Genomic DNA, 23,806 nt, shown 5'->3' with positions numbered 1-23,806 from the left:
AAACAGCCTTAAAGAATTATATAAGCACTTTACGGTGTGCTCATTATTGAAAATTTAGCCTTTCCAAAGCGTAGCTAAATCTTGTAGTGAGAAAATACCAGTTACAATTGTTACAATCACTGCTACTATACCGAAAATAAGCATCCATGTAGGGTGTTTGTAGTCTCCGACTATAGATTTTTTACGACTTGCAATTAAAATAGCCCCAAGTGTAATAGGTAAAATCCAACCATTTATTGCACCAGCAATAATAAGTAAACTAATAGGTTTACCAATAAATAAGAAAATTAAAGTCGAAACAACAATAAAGATAATTACAATAAGATTATTTTTAGTCAATAATGATTTATGTAATGTTTTCAAGAATGTAGCACTTGTATATGCTGATCCTATAACAGATGACATAGCAGCAGCAAAAATAACTACACCGAAAATATTTTTACCAATAGGTCCTATTGCATGTTCAAATACAGATGCAGGTGGGTTATCAGTGCTTAATGTTACTCCAGTAACCACAACTCCTAATACTGCAAGGAATAATAATGTTCTCATAATACCGGTTGTTAATATACCAGCAATAGCAGAACGGTTTACAAATGGTAAGAATTCTTTCCCTTTCATTCCAGAATCTAAAAGTCTGTGTGCACCAGCAAATGTAATATATCCACCCACTGTTCCTCCGACTAGTGTAATAATTGGTAAAATTAATTTAACCGGATGTTCAGGAGCAAATGTGTGAACTAAAGCATCTCCATATGGTGGATTTGAAACAACCATAACATATGCAACTACTAGTATCATAACAACACCTAAAATCATCGATACAAAATCCATGATTTTTTGTCCACTTTTACTTACAAAGATTAATATTGAGAAGATAGCTGTAATTGCAGCACCCCATTTAATATCTAATCCAAACATAGCATTTAACCCTAGGCCAGCACCGGCAATATTACCAATATTAAATGCCAGTCCTCCAAATGCAATTAGTATGGAAATTAAAGTACCAAGACCTGGCATAACTTTATTAGATACTTCTTGTCCACGAAGTCCAGTTACTACAAGCACACGCCAAATGTTAATTTGTGCTCCAATATCAATTATAATGGAAATTAATATTGCGAATGCGAAGCTAGCGTAAAATTCTGCAGTGAATACAGCGGTTTGAGTTAGAAAAGCTGGTCCAATGGCTGAAGTTGCCATTAAGAATACAGAACCGTACAGTAATCGTCTGTGATTTTTTGTGAATTTAAATTCCTTTTCATTTGGTTTAATTTCTTGATTTGGATTTTGGTTTAAGTTTTCTCCCATAATAGCTCCCCCTTATAAGGATTGAATATCAATGCCTTCTTTCGTTAATTTTTCTCTAATTTGCGATACAAATTCTAGTGCATGAGCCCCATCGCCATGCACACAAATCGTATCAGCTTTTAAATCAATTTCTTTTCCGTTTTTACTAACAACTTTGTTTTCAATTACCATTTTTAAAACTTGATCCAAGGCTTCTTCAGTATTAGTGATTACTGCATCTGCCTCTTTACGACTAACGAGTTGACCATTGTCTTCATATCGTCTGTCAGCAAACACTTCAGATGCAGTACGTAATCCTAATGATTCAGCTTCAGTAATTAATAATGTATTTGATAACCCTACTAAGATTAGTGAAGAATCAAAATCATATACAGCTTGAGCAATTGCATGTGCAATGTTTTTGTCTTTAGCACCCATATTGTAAAGTGCACCGTGAGGTTTAACATGATTAATACGTGTTTGATGTACCTTACAAAATCCATCTAACGCACCAAGTTGATAAACAACTAAATTATAGATTTCTTTTGGTGTAATATCCATGTTGCGACGGCCAAATCCTTTTAAATCTGGTAATCCAGGATGAGCCCCAATACCTACAGCATTGTCTTTGGCAAGTTTAATTGTGTCATACATGACATTTTCATCGCCAGCATGGAAGCCACAAGCAATATTAGCTGATGTAATTAATGGAATGATTTGATTATCTCCACCGAATGAGTAATTTCCAAACGCTTCACCTAAGTCACAATTTAAGTCTATGCGCATTATAACTCCACTCCTTCGATTATTTGATGTTTTTCAAGGAATTTAATATCTACTTCACTTGCATCATCATTTGCATAAAGTGGGTAACTTAAAACTGCATATAAAAAGTCTGCAGTTGTTGTAAATCCTTCTATAACCATTTCATCAAGTGCTACTTTTAATTTGTTTATAGCTGTTTTTCGATCAGTATCTTTTACTATAACTTTAGCAACTAGCGAATCATAATAAGGTGATACTTGATACCCTGGATACAACAGAGAATCGACACGGATGTTGAAACCTTGAGGTAAATGTAACTTTTTAACTTTACCAGGCGTAGGTTGAAATTTCTTTTCTGGATTTTCAGCATTGATACGTGCTTCAATTACATGTCCATTAAACACAATATCATCTTGAGAAAATGGTAATTTATCATGTTGCATTAAGTATAATTGGGCTTGTAATAAATCTCTATCAGCGCGCATCTCTGTAACAGTATGTTCTACTTGAATACGTGCGTTCATTTCAATAAAGTAGTGTGCATCCTTAGTTACTAAAAATTCAATTGTACCTGCACTTCGATAATGTGATGCTTTTGCGACTGCAACTGCATCTGCGCATATCTGTTGGCGTCTCTCTTCAGTTAAAGCGGCACAAGGAGATTCTTCTATTAATTTTTGGTTTTTACGTTGAACCGAGCAATCTCTTTCGCCTAAATGTACATAATTACCTTTACCATCACCAATAATTTGTACTTCCACGTGTTTCGCCACAGGTATAAATGCTTCAACATAAACTCTGTCATCGTTAAAGTATTTTTGTCCTTCGCTTTTCGCTTCTTTAAGGGATTTTTCAAGTTGTTCTGGCTCTTTTACTATACGGATGCCTTTTCCGCCACCACCACTTGCTGCTTTTAAAACAACAGGATAGCCAATTTCTTCAGCTAGTTCCTTTATTTCATCAACTGAATTAACTGCATCTTTAGATCCTGGAATTACAGGAACATCTGCATCATCTACAGTTTGTCGAGCAGTTATTTTATCACCCATTAGTTCCATTGTTTTCTTACTTGGACCAATGAATTGAATATTATTTTCTTCTACTTTTTCAGCAAAAGTTGTACTTTCAGATAAAAAACCATATCCTGGATGGATTGCATTAGCACCTGTAATTTCTGCTGCTCCAATAATTCGCTCAATATTTAAATAACTATCTAAAGGATTTGCTTCACCAATACAAACTGATTGATCAGCTAAACTAACATGTAAACTTTGCTCATCTCCTTTAGCATATATCGCAACGGTCTCGATTCCCATTTCACGACAAGCTCTAATTATACGGACCGCAATTTCTCCTCTATTTGCTACTAAACAACGATACATTTAGCTGTCCCCCTTATTTAACTTTTACTAGTACTTGATCATATTCAACATTTGTACCATGATCTGCTACTATTTCAGCAACTTCTCCATCTACATCGCTAGTTATTTCATTCATAACTTTCATCGCTTCTACATAACCAATAATGTCACCAACTTTAATTTTATCTCCAACTTTAATTTGTGGATCAGTTAACTCTTTACTATCTTGTAAGAAGAAAGTACCCACCATTGGTGAAGAAATTTCTTTAGAAGTTTCTTCACTTGCACTCGTTTGAACTTGTTGTGGATTTTCATCATTTACAGTGTTTGTACTTACTAAGTTTTGGTTTGAAGACACATTAGATGATTGATAACCCTCAGTGAAATCTAATTCTAATTCGCTTTTATTATCCTTAAATTTAAAACGTTTAACGCCATTTGATTTAACTAAGTTAATAACTTCTTCTATTTTTTTTATATTCATCTATTATTTCTCCTCTTCAATTAATTTTGCTAATTTTTTTGATGTTGCTCGCATTGAATGCATATTAAATATTGGAGCCTTTGTCACTGATTCTAACTTTTCTTCAAAATGTTGATTAAAGTTTTTTAACATAGCATTCGCTTCATCCACAGATATCCATTTAAACTGTATCACATCACCTGGCTTAAATTGAGCTAGTTTTTTAAGATCTAATTGACTCACTGTAGCAATTTTTGTATAACCACCAACTGTTTGTTTATCATTCAAAAGTATTATCGGATTGCCATCATTTGGAACTTGGATACTACCCAAACCTACAGGTTCTGATATGATATCAGCTCCATTATCTGGTGGAATGTTGTCACCGATAAGTCTATATCCCATTCGATCTGATTGGTCAGATATTTTATATTCCGATTCAACTAAGGTCTTTCTTTTTTCACGTGAGAAAGCATTTACTTGAGGACCTTCTATAATATGAATAATATTGTCTTGTTCTATTGCATCATAGTCGCTTGATTTTCCAAGATTAACCTTAAAGTTGCTATTTTGCACAACTTTAATATAATCGTCTTTTTTCAAAGCTCTACCATCAAAACCACCTAATTTACTTCTTGTATGTGTAGAGTAGCTACCAGCAACCATCTCAATATCAAGGTGATGACCAAAGAAAATATAACCACGTGCACCCTTTATTGCTGGCCCAAATTCAAGTACATCGCCTTTATTTGCTAATAAGACATTATTATTGGAAATATTAATATCATTTAATTTTGCATTAAATTGACCACCTGTTATTACAAAGGTGTTAGCTTGAGTAAAAGTCAATGTTGGTCCAATGATAGTAAATTCTAGGCTAGGACCGCTATTTCCGATTAGTTTACGTCCTAAGTTATAACTAAATTGATCCATTGCACCAGACCCGGAGAAACCTAAATGTTGATATCCAAAACGGCCTTTATCTTGAACGGTAGTGAAAAGACCTGGTTTCAAAATCTTAATGCCCACTACGAGTCACCCACTTTTCTTTATTAAATCTTCCGTCATTGATTTCACTTTCAATTTGATTATACGTCTTCTCATCTATCGAGTAGAATTTAATATAATCACCAGCTTCATACAATGTCATAGGTTCAGAATATTGATCAAAGACTTTTAAAGGTGTTCTTCCAATAATTTGCCATCCTCCAGGTGAATCAGAAGGATATAAACCTGTTTGATTGTTAGCTATCCCAATTGAACCAGCATTAATTTTAACTCTTGGTTCAGATCTTCTAGGAGTATGAATACGTTCGTCTAAACCACCCAAGAATGGGAAACCAGGCATAAAACCTAGCATATATACAAGGTATTCATTAGTTGTATGGATTTGAACAACTTCTTCTATAGATAAGTTGTTATAACTAGCTACCTCTTCTAAATCAGGTCCCATTTCTAAGTTATATAATACAGGAATATGTATAACATTTTTTTTAGAGTATGTATCCTCTTTCGAAACTTTGAGCTTATCTAATTCTAATTTTTCAATCAATTGTTTGTAATCGATTGAATCATTATTGAAATTAATCATAATAGCTCGATATGATGGGATAACATCTTTAATATCTGGAATATTTTTGGACAGAATATGTTGTGTAGTTAAATCAACCTCTTGATAATTAACTTCACTTATTTCTTCTTTGAAATAAAGCAATAGCGATTGCTCATTTATAACTTTAACTTCCAATCCATTGTCTCCCCTTTAATATTATTAATTGTATATTTGCGCCTTAAAAAAAATGATTTAATATTTTAAATAATCATATTTTACCTATATGTATAGAAAATTATAACATTATAATATCTTAGTTGTTTAATAAGTATTTCAAATTATGAATAATAAAAAAAGCGAGACGAAATGTAATCGCTTACTTAATAGTGTAATTGGCAAATGATTCAATTGTATTTACAACGTTATTTAAGCATATAAAACTAATTTTGTCATGAAAAAGTTCAGATTTTCAAATTAATATGATAAAATATATGAATTTTTGTAACATAAAGTATAATTTTATCTTAAAATTATCATATTCTAGCTGTTAACTTTTTTAATATCACTTTATTAAAATTAATACAATAGCATTATTGGGTTATTAAAAAAAGCTATGAAAGAAATCATTGATACTTGATTTCTTTCATAGCCAATATAAATATGCATTTAATTAATGTAAATAGCAAAATATTTAAAGAGTTTGTAAAACTTTATTCAGAAAAAATCTATCTATTTAATATTTACAATTTTAACATTAATTTCTCCACCATTTGGTAGAGGTACTCGAACTTCATCTTTTAAACTTTTACCAATTAAAGCTTTAGCCATTGGTGATTCATTTGAAATTTTACCGTTGAATGCATCTGACTCTGCAGAGCCCACGATTTGATAACTTTCTTCTTCATCTCCAGGTAACTCAATGAAAGTAACAGTTTTTCCAATTTGTACAACGTTGTTATCACCAGTATCCTCAATGATTAGAGCATATCTAAGCATATGTTCTATACGTTGAATATCTTGTTCGATAAAACCTTGCTCATCTTTAGCAGCATCATATTCTGAGTTCTCAGATAGGTCACCAAATGAACGTGCTACTTTGATTTTTTCAACAACTTCTGGACGTTTAACTGTTTTTAATTCTTCTAATTCTTTTTCTAATTGTTCATAACCCTCTTGAGTCATTGGATATTGTTTTTGATTTTCCATTATGTCATCTTCCTTTTTCAATTAATATGGTTTAGTCATTAAATATATAGTTTTTGATACATATTGTAACTTACTTATTGTTTACTAACCAATGTTTGAATTTTAGTAGTCATTATATCAATTGCAACCTTGTTACTTCCACCTTCTGGAATGATAATATCTGCATATTTCTTAGTAGGCTCAATAAATTGATTATGCATTGGTTTGACAACATTTAAATATTGGTTAATTACTGATTCCATAGATCGACCACGTTCTTTAGTATCACGAACTAGCCGTCTAAGAATTCTTAAATCTGCATCAGTATCAACGTATATTTTAACATCCATCATATCACGTAGTGTTTTATTTTCTAAAGCAAATATGCCTTCTACGATAATAACATCTTTAGGTTCAAATGCAATGGTTTCTTCACTACGTGTATGATTTGAATAATCATATGTAGGAACTTCGACTGCATGACCATTTCGTAAATCTTTTAAATTTTCTATTAGCAAATCATTGTCAAATGCAAAGGGATGGTCATAATTTGTTTCTAATCGCTCTTCAAATGTTAAATGTGATTGATCTTTATAATAATAGTCTTGAGCAAGTAATGCGACACTATGGCTTTCTAAATTCTTCATGATTTCGTTTGTAACTGTTGTTTTACCAGATCCTGAACCACCGGCAATACCAATAATTGTTGTGTTTGCCATTATCTAATTTCCTTTCTCATCATGTTCTTAGGATAAATTGGATGATCTACTTTGATTTGTACAATTTGAAGTGGGTGACGAGCAGCATCTAGACTATTGCCCTCCTCATCAAATATGGCATCAATAACTTGTCTAAAACTTTGTATTTCAGGTCCAAAGAATTCAATTTCTTGACCTGGTTTAAAGTGATTTCTTTGTTGTATTGTAGCAATTTGAGTAGTTTCATCATAATCTATTACTAATCCACAAAAATCGTAAGGTGATTTTTTATTTTGTTGAACACCAAACATTTGCTCTTCATATCCTGGTGTACCTTCAAAAAATGCTGGTGCAGTATCTCTATTAGCACATTTATCTAATTCTTTTAACCATTCAGGATTAATTTTAAAATTCTCAGGATCTTCAGCATAAGCATCAATAACTTTTCTATAAACTGATACAACTGTAGCTATATAATGAATAGATTTCATTCGCCCTTCTATTTTTAATGAGTCGATACCGATTTCCATCATTTGAGGTATTGATTCAATTAATTTTAAATCCTTAGGACTCATAGCAAATGGTACGGTGTCTCCATCTTGATAATAAAGATCAAGTTCACCGTCATTATCTACTTCTAATAAATCGTAATCCCAACGACAACTTTGACAACAACCACCCCTGTTAGAGTCTCTAGCTGTCATATGATTACTAAGTGTACAGCGACCTGAATATGCAATACACATTGCACCATGTATAAATGCTTCAATTTCAATGTCTACATTTTCTTTCATTTCTTTCATTTCCATCGCACCAGTTTCACGTGCTAATACTACTCGATCTAAACCTTCTTCTTTCCAGTATTGCACCGCTTTAGTATTAGACAATGACTGTTGTGTCGACAAGTGTATTTCTAATTTAGGAGCAACTTGCTTACAAGTTTCAATAATTAAAGGATCTGCAACAATGATTCCGGTAGCACCCGTTTTTTCTAATTTAATTAAATAATTTTCCAGACCTTTAATATTCTCGTCATGAGCGATAATATTAGTAGTTACGTAAATTTTTGCATTATATTGATTTGCGAATTCAACGCCTTCTTTAATTTCAGCCATAGTAAAATTATCAGCATTAGAACGCAAACCATATTCTTGACCACCTAAAAATACTGCATCTGCACCATAATGTACTGCAATCTTTAATTTTTCTAAATTACCAGCAGGCGCTAATAATTCGGGCTTTTTAATTTTACTTTTCTCTTGTGTTTGAATTTCAGTCAATGTTTTCATTTTTTATCGCCTCCTTTTTAATAAACTGTTTGTTTATATAAAAATCCTTCATCAAATGGACGATGTTCTGGTTGGATTGCTTCAATTGGATCTACTAACATGAATTTTTCATCTTCATATGCTTCAGGATCTTCATTATATAAATCTATAGCTTCTCTGTATTGAGCTGTAACAGTGTTTATATATTCTTCACTTTGCAGAATTCCATCTATCTTAAAAGAATCAATTCCAGCTTCAAATAGTGGCTCGAGTTCTTCAATTAAGCAGATATCATTTGGAGACATTATATGTGTACCATTAAAATCTTCAAATACAGGATATTTATTATCACGTTCTTCGTCATATAGGAGTAACTCTTTATCATCATTTTCACGTTTAATCTTCATTTGTCTATCTTGGAAAGTATAATAGTTCCCAAGCAACATGCGTTTAGATTGGAACATACAAGTCATCCCATGTACTTGAACTTCAATTTCAACATTTGCATTCTCTTTTATATTTATTATTTCATCTAAGTTTAATTCTCTCGCTAGAAGTGCTCGTTTGGCACCTCTTTTCCCCCAATAGTTACATTGGAAATAGTTAGTTACTATAGTTTCAGCATCCCAATTTAGTGGTATCGGATTATGTTGATTTTTGACATACATGACGACTGCAGGGTCACCAAATATAATTCGGTCTACTCTAACTTCATGTAAGAAATTAGTATAGTCTTCCAATGCATTTAAATGATAATTGTGGAAAATGCCATTTACAGCAACATATATTTTTCTATCATGCTCATGCGCTAATTTGACTGCTTGTTTAATATCCTCACGATTAAACTCTCCTGGTAATCTTAACCCAAATTTTTGTTCACCAATAACAAATGCATCTGCACCAATATCTATTAGTGTTTCTAAATGACTTAATGATTTAGGAGTAACGAGTAATTCCGTCATAATTATTCTCCTTTAATTGATATTGCTAACCCATCATCCATATTTATAAAGTTAGTACTGTAATTTTCTAGACTAATTAGCCAATCATTAAATTTTTGAACTTTTTTAACCATTTGCTTAACATTTCTAGAACGTACAATATCTATATTCGATACAAAACCGTGGTATAGAACATTATCTGTAATGACTAGTCCACCATTTCTTAATAGTGGTGTGTAATATTCAAAAAATTTCTTTGATTGAGCTTTTGCTGCATCAATAAAAATAATGTCATATTGTTTATCACTGACTTTATTATATTGCTCTAAAGCATTTCCCTCTATAAGTCTTATTTGTGATGAGTAGCCATAAGTTTCGAAATTTGATTTAGCTTGTGTAATCATTTTCTCATCACGCTCTATAGTCGTAATATGTATATCATTTGATACGGATGCAAATTGCATTGAACTATACCCTATTGCAGTGCCAATTTCTAGAATGTTTTTTGCATGATGTATCCGAATTAATTGTTTAATCATCTCTAGGGATAATCTATCGACAATTGGTACAACATTTTGCTCCGCATATTCTCTTAACGTTTCAATTTTATTATCTGTTTTACGATGTATATCCAATAAATACTGCTGGTTAGCTTCCATTAATTTACTTCCTTTTTAAAGACAAAATGACATTAAAAAATAAACCAGTTGATATGGAGTTATCCGCTAAACTTTAAAAGTTTTAAATAAACTTAACCGTGCTAGGATAACTTATACTTATAAATGTATGACTGATTTAAATATTTATTAAAACTCATTGTCTACCTATAAGAATTTAACTTTAAATATTTTATCATATATTTGTTTGTAATTTAAGATGTAATATGTAAAAAACCACGATTTTATCAATCAAAAAAGGAGCAGAATAGAACTCGAATTGAATTCATTATCCCACTCCTTATATAAAATTACTGTTCTGAATTATAAATTAAATCACATATTGACAGTTCAGTCAGCTAATTTAAATTTGTTTTAGTATTAAATATTAAATCTAGGAAACTATTCTTCCATGTTTGTGTTAACTACTTCTTCAATCATGTCCCATTCTTCATCAGTCTCGATAGGTACTAATTTACCACCATCGCCTGATTCATCAGGTTCATTAATCATTGGAATCAATTCAATCATGTCATCATCGTCAGATTGAGTACCTTCCTCAGCTAAAATAACATATTCTTTTTTAAATTCTGGATGGTAAAATTCCAACATTTTACGATATAAAACTTCATTACCATTTTCATCGAATAAAGTTAATAACTCTTCTTCATTACTAATATCTAATTCTACATCGTGGTTATGATTATGTTCAGTCATTGTTTATTACTCCTTTATTGAATTGAATCTAAATAGCCTTGCAATATAAATACTGCTGCCATTTTATCAATTACTTTTTTTCTTTTTTGTCTAGATACATCTGCTTCAAGTAATGAACGCTCTGCTGCCATAGTACTTAATCGTTCATCCCACATAATTATCTCTATATTAGGTAAGCTTTCTTTGAGTAACTCCTTGTATCTTAACGAAGCTTCTCCACGAAAGCCAATAGAATTATTCATATTCTTAGGTAAACCAATTACAACAGAACCAACGTTATGTTCTTTAATAATGGTCACTAATTGATCTATACCAAAATCTTCTAGTTCCTCGTTAATTCTTAGAGTGTCCAATCCTTGGGCAGTCCAACCCATTAAATCGCTTATAGCTACGCCAACTGTTTTACTACCTACATCCAAACCCAAAATTTTGTGCGTTAACATATACTATTTCTTGTTCTCTTTTAAATAATTTGAAACGAGTTCTTCCATGATAACGTCACGATCAATGTGGCGAATTTGATTTCGAGCATCATTTTGACGAGGTATATATGCAGGATCACCTGAAAGTAAATATCCTACAATTTGATTTATAGCATTGTAACCACGCTCTTCTAAAGTTCGGTGTACGTTGTTTAACACTGTTTCAACATTATCTTTCGGAATTTCTTCATAGTCAAACTTCATTGTTTTATCAATATTATCCATAGATGCGACACTCCTCTAAAACGAATTATCTTACATACACCAATTTTACACTAGTTGATTACAAAGTTATAGTTTTTTAATGTAATCTTTAATAAAGCGTAATGCTTCTGAGATATTTTCTGGTTGCGTACCGCCACCTTGAGCCATATCTGGACGACCGCCACCTTTACCACCAACTAATGGTGCCATATTCTTAATGATATCTCCAGCTTTAATTTTATCTGTTTGTTCTTTTGGTACAGTTGCTATTAGTGATACCTTTTCACCTAAATCACTTGCTAAGATTATAATAGCATCTTGTTGTTTAGATTTGAAATCATCCATAGTTTGTCTTATTTCTTTAGCATTAGAAACTTCAACTTCTGTAGCTAGTACTTTAAAGCCATTAATTTCTTCAATTTGATCCTCTATATTACCCATTTTTAGTGAAGTGATTTCCTTATTTCGTTGTTCTAATTGTTTATGAAGGTTCTTTTCTTCTTCTTGTAGCTGGACAATTTTATCAAATACTTGATTATCAGATTTGACTTTAACTTGATCTTTAATAGAATTAAATTTATTTTGAATATCCTCTAGATGTAAGAACGCTGATTTACCAGTAAATGCTTCAATACGTCTAACGCCTGCACCTGTACCTGATTCACTTATAATCTTGAAAAGCCCAATTTCTGCAGTATTATCAACATGTATACCACCACATAGCTCAATTGAGAACGGTGCCATATTAACAACGCGCACAATATCTCCGTATTTTTCACCGAATAACGCCATAGCACCCATTTGTTTTGCTTCATTAATAGGCATCTCTTGTATATTAACTGAAATACCTCTCCAAATTTCCTCATTTACACGTCTTTCAACTTTATCAATTTCGTCTTGAGTCATCGGACCAAAATGTGAGAAATCGAAACGCAAACGCTCACTTTCAACTAACGAACCTGCTTGATTTACATGTTCACCTAATACTTCTTTTAATGCAGCGTGAAGTAAATGAGTGGCACTATGATTTTTTTGGATGTCTTTTCTTTCATCCCTATTAACACTTGCATCTACATCACTATTAACTGTAACTTGACCAAATTGGATGACACCTTGATGTAAGTTTTGACCATTAGGTGCTTTAGTTACTTCAGTTACTTCAATCTCAAAGTTCTCATTACCTACTGTTCCTTTATCAGCTACTTGCCCACCACTAACTGCATAAAATGGAGTTTCTTTTAAAATGAAATATACAGTTTCTCCTGGTTCAGCAGATTCAACTTTTTCTCCATCATAAATTAAATCAGTTAACGTAGTCTGATAATCTGTAGTTTCATATCCGACAAATTTGCTTTCAGTAGTAATATTTTTAAGAACTTCACTTTGGATTTGCATTGATTGTGAACTTTGTCGAGCTTCTCTAGCTCGTGTACGTTGTTGATCCATTTCTTTTTCAAACGTTGCCATATCCACAGAGATGTTTTCTTGACTAGCTAATTCTTCTGTCAATTCAATTGGGAATCCATAAGTGTCGTATAATTTGAACGCATCTGAACCGTTAATTTCATTATTAGATGATTTAGCTTTAGCTAATAAATTATTCAAAATTGCTAAACCTTCTTGAAGTGTCTCATGGAAACGCTCTTCTTCTGATTTAATAACACGCTTAATAAAATCAGCTTTCTCTTTAACATTTGGATAATATGGCTCCATTATCTCTGCAACGATATCAACTAACTTATACATAAATGGTTCATTAATGTCGAGAGTTTGACTAAATCTGACTGCTCTACGTAGAAGTCGACGTAAAACGTAACCTCTTCCCTCATTCGCAGGTAAAGCGCCATCAGCAATTGCAAATGCAATTGTACGAATATGGTCCGCTATTACCTTAAAGGCAATATCATGCTCGTTGTTTACTAAATATTTTTTGCCAGCTACATTTTCTACTTCATTAATGATTGGCATAAATAAGTCTGTTTCATAATTTGTTCTTACGTTTTGAGAAACAGAGGCCATTCGTTCAAGCCCCATACCCGTATCAATATTTTTATTTGGTAATGGTGTATAAGTGTTGTCTTTATTATGGTTAAATTCACTAAATACTAAGTTCCAAACTTCTAAATATCTTTCATTTTCCCCACCTGGATACATCTCTTCTGATGGATCATCTTGGCCATATGCATCTCCACGATCATAGAAAATTTCAGTGTTAGGACCAGATGGACCCTCACCGATATCCCAGAAATTACCTTCTATTCTAATAATTCGACTTTCTTCTAATCCAATTTCATCATTCCAAATACGATAAGCTTCAGTATCTTCAGGATGAATAGTTACATATAATTTTTCAGGTTCCATGCCCATCCATTTTTCACTAGTTAAAAATTCCCACGCAAAGTGGATTGCTTCTTTTTTGAAATAATCACCAATTGAAAAGTTACCAAGCATTTCGAAAAATGTATGATGTCGTGCAGTAAATCCTACATTTTCAATATCATTTGTTCTAATTGCTTTTTGAGAATTGACTATTCTAGGCTTTCTTGGTGTTTCTCTACCATCGAAATATTTCTTTAAAGTTGCTACACCTGAATTTATCCATAATAATGTATCGTCATCAATTGGAACTAAGGGGGCTGAAGGTTCAACCATATGACCTTTTTCGACGAAGAAATCAATATATTTTTGACGAATTTCACTAGCCTTTAAATTTTTCATTTCCGACACTCCTATATCAACATATTTTATCTAAAAAACACAAAAAACGTTCATCCTCAAAAAAGGGACGAACGTTTTCGCGGTACCACCCTAGTTATAAACAATCTATCTTTAAGCTACAAAAATTATCGCTTGATAGAAAACATTTATCACTCAATTAAAATATAAAAACGACATGAAGTAGCGTTCAACAATATACATTGCACTTTTCACCAACCAGTACATCTCTATATAAGTTATAATTGCCTACTCATCTTCATGCGAACTTAAGATTATTTTAAGTATTTTCAAACTAAATGTCAACGCTCAGCAAAATCATAAGGAGAAACATCACCCATATTAATCATTGGATTGATTTGATATATAGTAGATTCACTTAAAATGATTTGATCATCTTTTGTATCTACGTCGTAAATTGTATCCATTGCCTCTTCATCTTTATTCACAGAAGTATTTGAAATTGTTACATCACTTTCTTTTTGATCTATATCAAAATATGACAAGATTAGCTCTTGCAATTGTGTATGTCGTATTTGTCCTTGCGTATTTAATCCAATTTCAAATGCGGTTGAATCTCCAAGTAATACTAATGATTGTTTAGCACGTGTAAGTCCTGTATAAAGTATTGGTCGCTGTAACATTCTAAAATACTGCTTAACGATAGGCATAATTACAATTGGAAATTCAGACCCTTGTGATTTATGAATAGATGTGCAATAAGCATGCGTTAATTCTAATAAATCTTGACGAGTGAAAGTAATCTCGTTACCTTCGAAATCAACAACCATAACATCTTTATTTAAAGCATTTTCTTTAGCCCAAAATATACCAACGATTATTCCTATGTCACCATTGAAGATATTATCATTAGGACGATTAACTAACTGAAGAACCTTGTCACCTTTACGAAACTTTATATCACCAAATTCAATTTCTCGTGTATCTTGTGCCTTGGGATTTAAAATATCTTGTAATACTTGATTTAATCTTTTAATACCTGCGTTACCTTTATACATAGGCGCCAAGACTTGAATATCACTCATATCATAACCTTTATTAACTGCACTTGAAACTACTTTTTCAACTACTGTAGGAATTTGATCGACATTACAACTTATAAAACTCCTATCATGATAACGCTTTGTAATATCTATTGGCTCACCATGTTTCATACGATGCGCTAAATCGATGATACTTGAACCATCTTGTTGACGATAAACTTCAGTTAGATTAACTCGCGGTATTGCCTTCGAATCAATAAGATCCTTAAAGATTTGACCTGGTCCAACTGAGGGTAATTGATCTTCATCACCGACTAAAATAATTTGTGCATCTAGTGGAACTGCACTTAAAAATTGGTGAAACAACCATGTATCTACCATAGACATTTCGTCAATAATTATGAGCTTTGCTTTAATTTCATTATCTAGAATGTCTTCTGGTTGTGTTTCTTGATTCCATCCAATTAGACGATGAATTGTCATTGCTTCTAACCCTGTAGATTCTTGCAATCTTTTAGATGCTCTACCTGTCGGAGCTGCCAGGACAATAGGATAGTCATCTTCTTGATAGTCTGAATAATTAAGAGAAAGACCATGTACCTCTGCATAAAGCTCAACGATTCCTTTGATTACTGTTGTTTTACCTGTACCAGGGCCACCGGTTAAAAGCATAATTTTAGAATTAATTGCAGTTTGTAAGGCCTCTTTTTGAGATGATGCATAAAGCACATTATTACTAGTCTCTATATCCCCTATATGTATCTGTAAATCAGATTGTTCTATTTCTTTTAGCTTATGTTTGTATGTTTTAATTCGATATAAATTTTGAACACTTTTGAGTTCGGAATAATAAAGACTAGGAATGGCGACTCGCTCATTATTTACAATAATTTTTTGTTCCTCATGTAATAATTCGAGAATATTTTCAAGCTGTTTTGAATCGATGCTATCACTGGAATGAGCATCCATTAGCATGTCTAATGTCACTTCAATTGCATAATCTAGTGATAAATAGGTGTGACCTTGTTTTATACATTCTTCTTCTAACGTATACAATAATCCTGCTTTCAATCGTTCTGGATCATTAAAACTAATGCCATTATTTCTAGCTAAAGTATCAGCTTTATTAAAACCAATTCCTTTAATATCATAAACGAGTTGATAAGGGTTATTTTCGAGCACGTTTAAAGTCTCGGCTTGGTAAAATTGATATATCGCCATTGATAATTTAGGTCCGAAGCCTAAATCATGTAATCGAATCATAATTTTTTCGGACTCTTGATTGGCGTTAATTTGATTAGCAATCTGATTTTGTTTCTTTTTCGGTAAATTTGAAACCTTCTCTAAAACTGATGCGTCTGCCATAATATCATTTATCGCATTTTCACCAAGTGTATTTACAATATTTTGAGCAGTTTTTTTACCTATACCTTTGAATAAGTCACTTGATAAATATGTAATTATAGCATCCTTAGTTTGAGGGACCTCTTTTTCAAAAGTGTCGGCTTTCAATTGCTTGCCATAACGTGGGTGCTCTACCACTTGTCCTTTAAAAGTGTATACATCTCCTTCCACAATATTTGGAAAGAACCCTACAACTGTTGGTAAATTACCAAATGATTCATTAGTCTCAATTGTATCCACTTTAATGACTGTATAGAAATTATTATTATTTTGAAATAAAATAGCATCTACAGTACCTTTAATCATTGAATAATCAAATAGTGTAGGGTCAGACATATTACTCCTCCTCATTCTTTATAGCTTCAAACGTTTTCTTAGCATGATGACTTAACAAATGATTTGGATCTATAGATATTGCCTTGTCAAAATAAGACATAGCTAAATCAAGATCTTCAGTATCCATGTAAGTGGCTAAACCAATATTATATAAAGCATCGACATGCTTTGAATCTATAGATAAAACAATTTTTAATTGATTTATAGCCTGGTTAAACATTTCTAAATGACATAGTGCCAAACCATATTGAAATTGAACTTCTGCATCTTGATTATTATCTAATTCTGCTGCAGTCATAAAGTAAGGTAAAGATTCTTTTGGTGCATCTAATTGGTTAAATGACATACCAATCATGTAATTAGTATCTATTTTATCCATATTGTATTTAGATGCCAATTGATATAGTTTAATAGCATCACGGTATTTACCTTGATCGTAATACAGATTGGCTAAATTGTAATACACTGCACCATTTTTATCATCTATCGTAATTGCACGTTGAAAGAAACGCTCAGCCTTTTCAATTTCATTAATATCAGCTAATACTATTCCTGCATTGATATAATTTTCAATGGTATTTGGTTTTTCTTCTATGTTTTGAAATAAAGCTTTTAAAGCATCTTCAAGTTGACCATTTTGAATCCACTCATAAATCGTATCTTGTTTCGTTATCATTATTCCACCCAATCCTAAAATTATCTTACGAGAAACGCTTTATTTTATAAAATAAAGATGTAGTAGTATTTGAGAGCAAGACATAAACAATGTTTTTCGAAAAAATATTTCCAGTCAATTACTGCCAATATATATTTGTAGCCTGAGGCATTGAATTATGTCCCAGGCTTTTAACAACTCCATCTTTTGTTTAATTAAACAACATAACTTAACTGACCTGTTGTTTTAAATACATCATTGATAGTTGCTCCACCTAGACAAACTTCTTCATCATAAAATACAACAGCTTGTCCCGGTGTGATAGCACGTACTGGTTCATCAAATGTAACGCGTAAAGCATTTTGACTTTCACGTTGAACAAACACCTTAGTATCTTTTTGACGATATCTAAATTTAGCAGTACATTCAAATCCGTTGTCCAAATCAACTGGATTTACGAAAGAAAAATCGGAAGCTATTAAATAATCACTATAGAGTGCATCATGATGGAAACCCTGTTCAACGTATAAAATATTGTCTTCTAAATTTTTACCTACAACGAACCATGGATCACCGTCTCCACCGATACCAAGTCCATGTCTTTGACCAATAGTGTAATACATTAATCCACTATGCATTCCCATTTTTTCGCCATTCAACGTACGCATTTCTCCAGCTTGAGCTGGTAAATATTGTGATAAGAATGTTTTGAAATTACGCTCTCCAATAAAACAGATGCCTGTAGAGTCTTTCTTTTTAGCTGTTGCTAAATCTTGCTCTTCTGCTATTTTACGAACTTCTTTTTTATCAATATTTCCAATTGGAAACATAACTTTAGACAATTGTTGTTGAGATAGTTGATTTAAGAAATAAGTTTGATCTTTATTATTATCTACACCTCGTAACATTTCTACATGGCCATCATCATGACGACGTATTCTTGCGTAATGTCCTGTTGCTACGTAATCTGCGCCCAATTTAAGTGCATGCTCTAGAAAAGCTTTAAACTTAATTTCTTTGTTACACATTACATCTGGATTAGGTGTACGACCTTTTTTATATTCATCTAAGAAATAAGTAAAGACTTTATCCCAATATTCTTGTTCGAAATTAACGGCATAATATGGAATACCAATTTGATTACATACTGCGATAACGTCATTATAGTCTTCTGTTGCAGTACAAACACCATTCTCATCAGTGTCATCCCAGTTTTTCATGAATATTCCAATAACATCATACCCTTGCTCTTTAAGCACATGAGCTGTGACTGAACTGTCAACACCGCCAGACATACCTACAACTACACGTATATCTTTATTAGACACATTTATTCCTCCTTAAATTTATGATATATTTTGTGAATTTCAGCTACGATATATTTTATTTCTTGATCAGTTGTTAATTCATTAAAGCTAAATCTTACTGAGTGTTTAGCACGTTCTTCATCTTCATACATTGCTGCTAAAACATGAGAAGGTGTTGTTGAACCAGCTGTACATGCTGAACCTGAAGATACATAAATGTTAGCTAGATCTAAAAGTGTTAGCATAGTTTCCACGTCTATGAATGGGAAATATAAATTTAGAATATGTCCTGTTGTATCAACCATAGAACCATTTACCTCAAAAGGAATCGCACGTTCTTGTAGGCTAACTAAGAATAATTCTTTTAATTGCATTAAATGTAAATTATTATTATCTCTATTCTTATGTGCTAATTCTAGTGCTTTTGTTAAACCAACAATTTGTGCTAAATTTTCTGTTCCTGCACGTCGTTTGGTTTCTTGTTCTCCTCCTAGTTGAGTGTACTCTATTGGGGTTTTATCTCTAACTAATAAGACACCTACACCTTTTGGACCGCCGAATTTATGTGCTGTCAAACTTAAAGTATCCATTTTAAAATCTTCAAAATTAACATCTAAATGTCCGATTGCTTGAACTGCATCTACATGCAATAATGCGTTTGACTCGCTAACAATATCTTCTATATCATACATAGGTTCAACAGTTCCAACTTCATTATTAACAAACATTATCGAAACTAAAATAGTGTCATTCGTTAATGCTTCTTTAAGTTGATCTAAATCTATTGCACCTGTATCATCTACATCTAAATAAGTGACATCATATCCTTCTTTTTCCAATTGTTCAAACACGTGTAAGACAGAATGATGTTCAATTTTAGTTGTAATAATGTGATTTCCAAGATGTTCATTTGCGTAAACTAATCCTTTAATGGCTGTATTATTTGATTCAGTCGCGCCACTTGTAAAAATGACTTCGCTAGGCTTAGCATTCAATAATTTAGCAACTGTTCTTCTTGATTCATCTAGAAAACGACGTGCATCTCTTCCTATAGAATGAATAGACGATGGATTACCAAAATGTGATTTATAAATTGTCATCATCTCTTCAATTACTTCCGGTTTGACAGGTGTAGTTGCAGCATAATCTGCATATACTTCCATTTTTAAGTACACTCCTCACAATATTATCAATGTTCCTATAATAGCACCTGAATAGAATTTTTTCTATATAGTTGTTTATAAACATAAATTTTTCCATTATTTAATATTTTAACACTCAATCACTTTAAAAATTAACCCCACATTAACTTATAAATATTTTTAAATGTACGATTAATTAAAGTATCAATATTTTTCACTAACATTATCGATTATGAGCATTTCAATATAAATTAAACTACATATCTTGTTAAACTAAACCATATTAATTTTATATGAGGAGATGAAAACTGTGGGTAATCTAAAGGTATCTGCATTAAATTTAGTTCCAATAAGAGAAGGTCAGAGTGATAAAGAAGCAATTGAGGATATGATTAGTTTAGCTCAAAAGTTAGATTCACTTAATTATGAAAGATACTGGATTGCAGAACACCATAACGCACCAAATTTAGTAAGTTCAGCAACTTCTCTATTGATTCAACATACACTTGAACATACGAAACGTATTAAAGTTGGTTCTGGAGGGATTATGTTACCAAACCATGCTCCTCTAATAGTTGCGGAGCAATTTGGAACAATGGAAACACTTTTCCCAAACAGAGTTAATCTAGGTTTAGGTAGAGCCCCAGGGACTGATATGATGACAGCTAGCGCATTGAGACGTGACCAGCATAATGGCGTCTATGAGTTTCCTGAAGAAGTTGAACAATTACAAACTTATTTTGGACCTGGAAATAAACAAGCTTATGTAAGAGCTTATCCCGCTGTAGGTAAAAATGTACCTTTATATATTCTTGGATCATCTACTGATTCAGCTCATTTAGCTGCACGTAAGGGATTACCTTATGTCTTTGCAGGACATTTTGCACCTCAGCAAATGAAAGAGGCAATTCAAATATATAAAGAACTATTTGAACCTTCTGACGTATTAGACAAGCCTTATATGATTGTATGCTTGAATGCGATAGTAGCTGAAAGTGATGAAGAAGCTGAATACTTGGCAAGCACATTAGCTCAAGTATTTATTGGTATTGCTCGTGGTAGAATGCAACCATTACAACCACCTACAAATGACTTACAAGCTCTTCTAACACCTAGAGAATTTGAAATGGCTAAACAAAGATTTAATGATTCGCTAATAGGTTCAGAGGAAACAGTTAAAGAGAAGTTGGAAGCATTTATAGAAGAATATGGTGAAATTGAAGAACTCATGGGAATCAGCTATATTTATGATCAAGAAAAGCAATTTGAATCATTCACTCGTTTACAGAATATTATTGAAAAATTGAATCAATAATCAATATTAAAATTTAATATTGATGGATAGCGAGAGAATTAATGCATAATTTGGAGTGGGATATTATTTAATCTCACTCCTTTTATTTGCTAATAAACATATAGGTTTTAATGCTAAAACAACATTAACTTTAATAAAAATGTTTTGAATTACTTAAATTGTAAATACTTCTTTTGATATAAAAAAGCGATAACATTTAATGTTATCGCTTGAAAACTAATTATTTATCATCTTTTTTGTCATCGTTGTTTTTGTCAGTATATTCATTGATTTTGTCTTTAACTTTATCAACTTGTTCGTTATCGCTATTTTTAAATTTTTCTGCTGCGTCTTTCGCTTTATCTATGAATCCCATAATGAAATTCTCCTTTCAAATTTAAGAATATTTTTATCGATCAAGTATCATGTTAATTCTGAGATACAAAATAAAGAATGTACCCTACTGTTGTAATTATTATTTACCACACACAATTGTATATAAACATATTTTTAAAATTAAATATAAAACATGTAACCATCAAGTTTATCATCAGTTTCTACATAGTCTGCTAGATATTTTAAAGTAGTATTATCTAATACTTCTCTAACAGCATCTCTCATTCTTAACCATAACTGTTTTTGTGCAGGTGGTTCTGATTCAATACTTTCGACTATCGTAATAGGACCTTCTAGTAAACGAATTATATCGCCTGCTTTAATTTCGTCAGCTGGTACTCTAAGTTGATAACCACCTTTGGCACCACGAACACTTCGAATTAAACCAGCATTTCTTAAAGGGCCAACTAATTGTTCGAGATATAAATCACTCAAACTGTTTTCTTCAGCAATTGACTTTAAAGATACGCATCCTTGCCCTTCTCTTTTAGCAAGAGAAATCATTAAAGTTAAGCCGTATCTCCCTTTCGTTGATATTTTCATAACATTACCTCACTTAATTCGAATAATATATAATACCATTCTAGCATTTTTTCAGTTAAGATAGTATTAGAAAGGTGTGAAAATAGTGACTACAGAACCTTTAGCTTCAAGAATGAGACCTACTAACATTGACGAAATCATTTCGCAGCAACATTTAGTAGGACCTAGAGGCATTATTAGACGAATGGTTGAAACCAAAAGATTATCATCAATGATATTTTATGGGCCACCAGGCATTGGTAAAACAAGCATTGCGAAAGCAATTTCTGGTAGCACTGATTATAAATTTAGACAATTAAATGCAGTTACAAATTCAAAAAAAGATATGCAAATGGTAGTCGAAGAAGCCAAAATGTCTGGTCAAGTCATTCTTTTATTAGATGAAATTCACCGGTTAGATAAAGCTAAACAAGATTTCTTATTACCACATTTAGAAAATGGTAAAATCGTCCTAATTGGTGCAACAACCTCAAATCCATATCATGCAATCAATCCAGCTATTCGCTCTAGAGCTCAAATATTCGAACTGTATTCATTAGATCATGATGATGTGCGACTCGCAATTAATAGAGCATTAAATGATTCTCAACGTGGCTTAGCTAATTATCATCCCAAAGTAGATGAAGATGCATTAGAATACTTTGCTACGCAAAGTCAAGGAGATGTTAGAAGTGCTTTAAATGCTCTTGAATTGGCTGTTTTAAGTGCTTCAGTTGAAAATGAAATTAGACATATTACTCTTCAAGATGCTAAAGATTGTTTGCAAAAAGGTGCTTTCGTAAGCGATAAAGATGGAGATATGCACTACGATGTTATGAGTGCTTTTCAAAAATCAATAAGAGGTAGTGATGTAAACGCTGCATTACACTATTTAGCAAGATTAATTGAAGCTGGCGATTTACCAACTATTGTAAGACGCTTATTAGTCATTAGTTATGAAGATGTGGGGTTGGCTTCACCTAATGCGGGACAACGTACGCTTGCAGCCATTCAATCGGCAGAGCGACTGGGGTTTCCTGAAGCGAGAATTCCTCTTAGTCAAGCTGTAATTGAGCTTTCCTTATCACCTAAATCCAACTCAGCGATCACTGCTATTGACAGTGCACTTAGTGACATACGTAAAGGTAATATTGGCCAAATTCCTGACCATTTACGAGATGGACATTATGCTGGGGCTAAAGATTTAGGTCGTGCCATAGGTTATAAGTACCCTCATAACTATGAAAATGGATACGTCATTCAACAATACTTGCCAGATAAACTCAAAAATAAAATTTATTATGAGCCTAAAACAACATCAAAAAGTGAACAACAATTTAAAACTATTTATGATAATTTAAGAAACAAAAACTAAAAAAGATTATGAAACAATTAGCCATTCTAAATGACTTTTAAATGGCTCTATAATAAATTGGACTGATGACTAAA

Annotated in this window: 22 protein-coding genes and 2 pseudogenes; 2 read left to right on the top strand and 22 right to left on the bottom strand. The window is 32.3% G+C overall.

The window, feature by feature from the left end:
* Positions 1 to 54: 54 nt before the first annotated feature.
* The 20 genes and pseudogenes from HMPREF2737_RS04870 to HMPREF2737_RS04780 form a co-directional block, all read right to left on the bottom strand.
* Entirely contained in the window at positions 55 to 1,311 is a 1,257-nt protein-coding gene (locus HMPREF2737_RS04870) for an NRAMP family divalent metal transporter (RefSeq protein WP_037550704.1), read from the bottom strand.
* Between the two features lie 12 nt (positions 1,312 to 1,323).
* Positions 1,324 to 2,076: a 5-oxoprolinase subunit PxpA gene (gene pxpA, locus HMPREF2737_RS04865; protein WP_037550706.1), complete on the bottom strand. Its 753-nt coding sequence runs from the start codon at positions 2,074 to 2,076 to the stop codon at positions 1,324 to 1,326.
* Complete coding sequence (locus HMPREF2737_RS04860) at positions 2,076 to 3,437, bottom strand: acetyl-CoA carboxylase biotin carboxylase subunit (protein ID WP_037550709.1); 1,362 nt, start codon at positions 3,435 to 3,437, stop codon at positions 2,076 to 2,078. The genes pxpA and HMPREF2737_RS04860 overlap by 1 nt, the downstream gene beginning before the upstream one ends.
* Before the next feature lie 13 nt (positions 3,438 to 3,450).
* A pseudogene (locus HMPREF2737_RS11995) lies at positions 3,451 to 3,681 on the bottom strand (acetyl-CoA carboxylase biotin carboxyl carrier protein subunit); the annotation flags it as partial.
* A 108-nt stretch (positions 3,682 to 3,789) separates the two neighbouring features.
* Positions 3,790 to 3,900 (bottom strand): annotated as a pseudogene (locus HMPREF2737_RS11990) (acetyl-CoA carboxylase biotin carboxyl carrier protein subunit); the annotation flags it as partial.
* 3 nt (positions 3,901 to 3,903) lie between these two features.
* Positions 3,904 to 4,908, bottom strand: a complete 1,005-nt coding sequence (locus tag HMPREF2737_RS04850; RefSeq protein WP_037550713.1) for a 5-oxoprolinase subunit C family protein — start codon at positions 4,906 to 4,908, stop codon at positions 3,904 to 3,906.
* A complete protein-coding gene (pxpB, locus tag HMPREF2737_RS04845) occupies positions 4,898 to 5,626 on the bottom strand; it encodes a 5-oxoprolinase subunit PxpB (RefSeq protein WP_037550715.1) in 729 nt (242 codons plus the stop codon). Before pxpB ends, HMPREF2737_RS04850 begins: the two co-directional genes overlap by 11 nt.
* 534 nt (positions 5,627 to 6,160) lie before the next feature.
* Positions 6,161 to 6,637, bottom strand: a complete 477-nt coding sequence (gene greA, locus HMPREF2737_RS04840; protein WP_037536682.1) for a transcription elongation factor GreA — start codon at positions 6,635 to 6,637, stop codon at positions 6,161 to 6,163.
* Positions 6,638 to 6,711: 74 nt separating this feature from the next.
* A complete protein-coding gene (gene udk / locus HMPREF2737_RS04835; protein ID WP_037550717.1) occupies positions 6,712 to 7,335 on the bottom strand; it encodes a uridine kinase in 624 nt (207 codons plus the stop codon).
* On the bottom strand, positions 7,335 to 8,603 hold the full coding sequence (locus tag HMPREF2737_RS04830) for a peptidase U32 family protein (protein ID WP_037550718.1): 1,269 nt from the start codon (positions 8,601 to 8,603) through the stop codon (positions 7,335 to 7,337). The genes udk and HMPREF2737_RS04830 overlap by 1 nt, the downstream gene beginning before the upstream one ends.
* 17 nt (positions 8,604 to 8,620) lie before the next feature.
* Positions 8,621 to 9,544 (bottom strand): peptidase U32 family protein, encoded by a 924-nt coding sequence (locus HMPREF2737_RS04825; protein WP_037550719.1) that lies wholly within the window; start codon positions 9,542 to 9,544, stop codon positions 8,621 to 8,623.
* Between the two features lie 2 nt (positions 9,545 to 9,546).
* Positions 9,547 to 10,182 carry an O-methyltransferase gene (locus tag HMPREF2737_RS04820; protein WP_037550721.1) on the bottom strand — a complete coding sequence of 212 codons (636 nt, stop codon included), beginning with the start codon at positions 10,180 to 10,182 and terminating at the stop codon, positions 9,547 to 9,549.
* Positions 10,183 to 10,581: 399 nt separating this feature from the next.
* Positions 10,582 to 10,896 (bottom strand): DUF1292 domain-containing protein, encoded by a 315-nt coding sequence (locus tag HMPREF2737_RS04815; protein WP_037550722.1) that lies wholly within the window; start codon positions 10,894 to 10,896, stop codon positions 10,582 to 10,584.
* A gap of 14 nt (positions 10,897 to 10,910) precedes the next feature.
* The gene (ruvX, locus tag HMPREF2737_RS04810; protein ID WP_037550724.1) at positions 10,911 to 11,339 is read right to left on the bottom strand and encodes a Holliday junction resolvase RuvX; all 429 of its coding nucleotides are present in this window, start codon (positions 11,337 to 11,339) and stop codon (positions 10,911 to 10,913) included.
* A 3-nt stretch (positions 11,340 to 11,342) separates the two neighbouring features.
* Positions 11,343 to 11,603 carry an IreB family regulatory phosphoprotein gene (locus HMPREF2737_RS04805; protein WP_037550726.1) on the bottom strand — a complete coding sequence of 87 codons (261 nt, stop codon included), beginning with the start codon at positions 11,601 to 11,603 and terminating at the stop codon, positions 11,343 to 11,345.
* Positions 11,604 to 11,669: 66 nt separating this feature from the next.
* A complete protein-coding gene (gene alaS / locus HMPREF2737_RS04800; protein ID WP_037550728.1) occupies positions 11,670 to 14,300 on the bottom strand; it encodes an alanine--tRNA ligase in 2,631 nt (876 codons plus the stop codon).
* A gap of 299 nt (positions 14,301 to 14,599) precedes the next feature.
* Entirely contained in the window at positions 14,600 to 17,041 is a 2,442-nt protein-coding gene (locus HMPREF2737_RS04795; protein WP_037550729.1) for an SF1B family DNA helicase RecD2, read from the bottom strand.
* Between the two features lies 1 nt (position 17,042).
* Positions 17,043 to 17,714 (bottom strand): tetratricopeptide repeat protein, encoded by a 672-nt coding sequence (locus HMPREF2737_RS04790; RefSeq protein ID WP_176743866.1) that lies wholly within the window; start codon positions 17,712 to 17,714, stop codon positions 17,043 to 17,045.
* A 197-nt stretch (positions 17,715 to 17,911) separates the two neighbouring features.
* Positions 17,912 to 19,024, bottom strand: coding sequence for a tRNA 2-thiouridine(34) synthase MnmA (mnmA, locus tag HMPREF2737_RS04785; RefSeq protein ID WP_037550731.1), 1,113 nt, complete (start codon positions 19,022 to 19,024; stop codon positions 17,912 to 17,914).
* 2 nt (positions 19,025 to 19,026) lie between these two features.
* Positions 19,027 to 20,166 carry a cysteine desulfurase family protein gene (locus HMPREF2737_RS04780; RefSeq protein WP_037550733.1) on the bottom strand — a complete coding sequence of 380 codons (1,140 nt, stop codon included), beginning with the start codon at positions 20,164 to 20,166 and terminating at the stop codon, positions 19,027 to 19,029.
* Between the two features lie 280 nt (positions 20,167 to 20,446).
* Between HMPREF2737_RS04780 and HMPREF2737_RS04775 the strand changes: the two genes are divergently transcribed.
* A complete protein-coding gene (locus HMPREF2737_RS04775; protein WP_080287546.1) occupies positions 20,447 to 21,460 on the top strand; it encodes an LLM class flavin-dependent oxidoreductase in 1,014 nt (337 codons plus the stop codon).
* Positions 21,461 to 21,680: 220 nt separating this feature from the next.
* Here the strand turns inward: HMPREF2737_RS04775 and HMPREF2737_RS11455 are convergent, their stop codons facing one another.
* Entirely contained in the window at positions 21,681 to 21,815 is a 135-nt protein-coding gene (locus tag HMPREF2737_RS11455; RefSeq protein WP_141745578.1) for an SAS049 family protein, read from the bottom strand.
* Positions 21,816 to 21,955: 140 nt separating this feature from the next.
* Complete coding sequence (gene cymR, locus HMPREF2737_RS04770; protein ID WP_033080142.1) at positions 21,956 to 22,378, bottom strand: cysteine metabolism transcriptional regulator CymR; 423 nt, start codon at positions 22,376 to 22,378, stop codon at positions 21,956 to 21,958.
* A gap of 85 nt (positions 22,379 to 22,463) precedes the next feature.
* Between cymR and HMPREF2737_RS04765 the strand changes: the two genes are divergently transcribed.
* Complete coding sequence (locus HMPREF2737_RS04765) at positions 22,464 to 23,732, top strand: replication-associated recombination protein A (protein ID WP_037550736.1); 1,269 nt, start codon at positions 22,464 to 22,466, stop codon at positions 23,730 to 23,732.
* The last annotated feature ends 74 nt before the right edge of the window (positions 23,733 to 23,806 follow it).

Origin of the sequence: Staphylococcus sp. HMSC069D12, assembly GCF_001810405.1 — a bacterium.
Taxonomy (GTDB): domain Bacteria; phylum Bacillota; class Bacilli; order Staphylococcales; family Staphylococcaceae; genus Staphylococcus; species Staphylococcus haemolyticus.
This window is presented reverse-complemented; position numbering and strand designations above follow the sequence as displayed.

What these genes read in the sequence shown, in the direction of transcription:
- greA (WP_037536682.1), bottom strand. Translation starts at nt 6,637, where the DNA reads ATGGAAAATCAAAAACAATATCCAATGACTCAAGAGGGTTATGAACAA.
- ruvX (WP_037550724.1), bottom strand. Translation starts at nt 11,339, where the DNA reads ATGTTAACGCACAAAATTTTGGGTTTGGATGTAGGTAGTAAAACAGTT.
- HMPREF2737_RS04815 (WP_037550722.1), bottom strand. Translation starts at nt 10,896, where the DNA reads ATGACTGAACATAATCATAACCACGATGTAGAATTAGATATTAGTAAT.
- cymR (WP_033080142.1), bottom strand. Translation starts at nt 22,378, where the DNA reads ATGAAAATATCAACGAAAGGGAGATACGGCTTAACTTTAATGATTTCT.
- pxpA (WP_037550706.1), bottom strand. Translation starts at nt 2,076, where the DNA reads ATGCGCATAGACTTAAATTGTGACTTAGGTGAAGCGTTTGGAAATTAC.
- HMPREF2737_RS04825 (WP_037550719.1), bottom strand. Translation starts at nt 9,544, where the DNA reads ATGACGGAATTACTCGTTACTCCTAAATCATTAAGTCATTTAGAAACA.
- HMPREF2737_RS04820 (WP_037550721.1), bottom strand. Translation starts at nt 10,182, where the DNA reads ATGGAAGCTAACCAGCAGTATTTATTGGATATACATCGTAAAACAGAT.
- udk (WP_037550717.1), bottom strand. Translation starts at nt 7,335, where the DNA reads ATGGCAAACACAACAATTATTGGTATTGCCGGTGGTTCAGGATCTGGT.
- alaS (WP_037550728.1), bottom strand. Translation starts at nt 14,300, where the DNA reads ATGAAAAATTTAAAGGCTAGTGAAATTCGTCAAAAATATATTGATTTC.
- HMPREF2737_RS04805 (WP_037550726.1), bottom strand. Translation starts at nt 11,603, where the DNA reads ATGGATAATATTGATAAAACAATGAAGTTTGACTATGAAGAAATTCCG.
- HMPREF2737_RS04860 (WP_037550709.1), bottom strand. Translation starts at nt 3,437, where the DNA reads ATGTATCGTTGTTTAGTAGCAAATAGAGGAGAAATTGCGGTCCGTATA.
- HMPREF2737_RS04775 (WP_080287546.1), top strand. Translation starts at nt 20,447, where the DNA reads ATGAAAACTGTGGGTAATCTAAAGGTATCTGCATTAAATTTAGTTCCA.
- HMPREF2737_RS04795 (WP_037550729.1), bottom strand. Translation starts at nt 17,041, where the DNA reads ATGTCTGACCCTACACTATTTGATTATTCAATGATTAAAGGTACTGTA.
- HMPREF2737_RS04780 (WP_037550733.1), bottom strand. Translation starts at nt 20,166, where the DNA reads ATGGAAGTATATGCAGATTATGCTGCAACTACACCTGTCAAACCGGAA.
- HMPREF2737_RS11455 (WP_141745578.1), bottom strand. Translation starts at nt 21,815, where the DNA reads ATGGGATTCATAGATAAAGCGAAAGACGCAGCAGAAAAATTTAAAAAT.
- HMPREF2737_RS04870 (WP_037550704.1), bottom strand. Translation starts at nt 1,311, where the DNA reads ATGGGAGAAAACTTAAACCAAAATCCAAATCAAGAAATTAAACCAAAT.
- HMPREF2737_RS04830 (WP_037550718.1), bottom strand. Translation starts at nt 8,603, where the DNA reads ATGAAAACATTGACTGAAATTCAAACACAAGAGAAAAGTAAAATTAAA.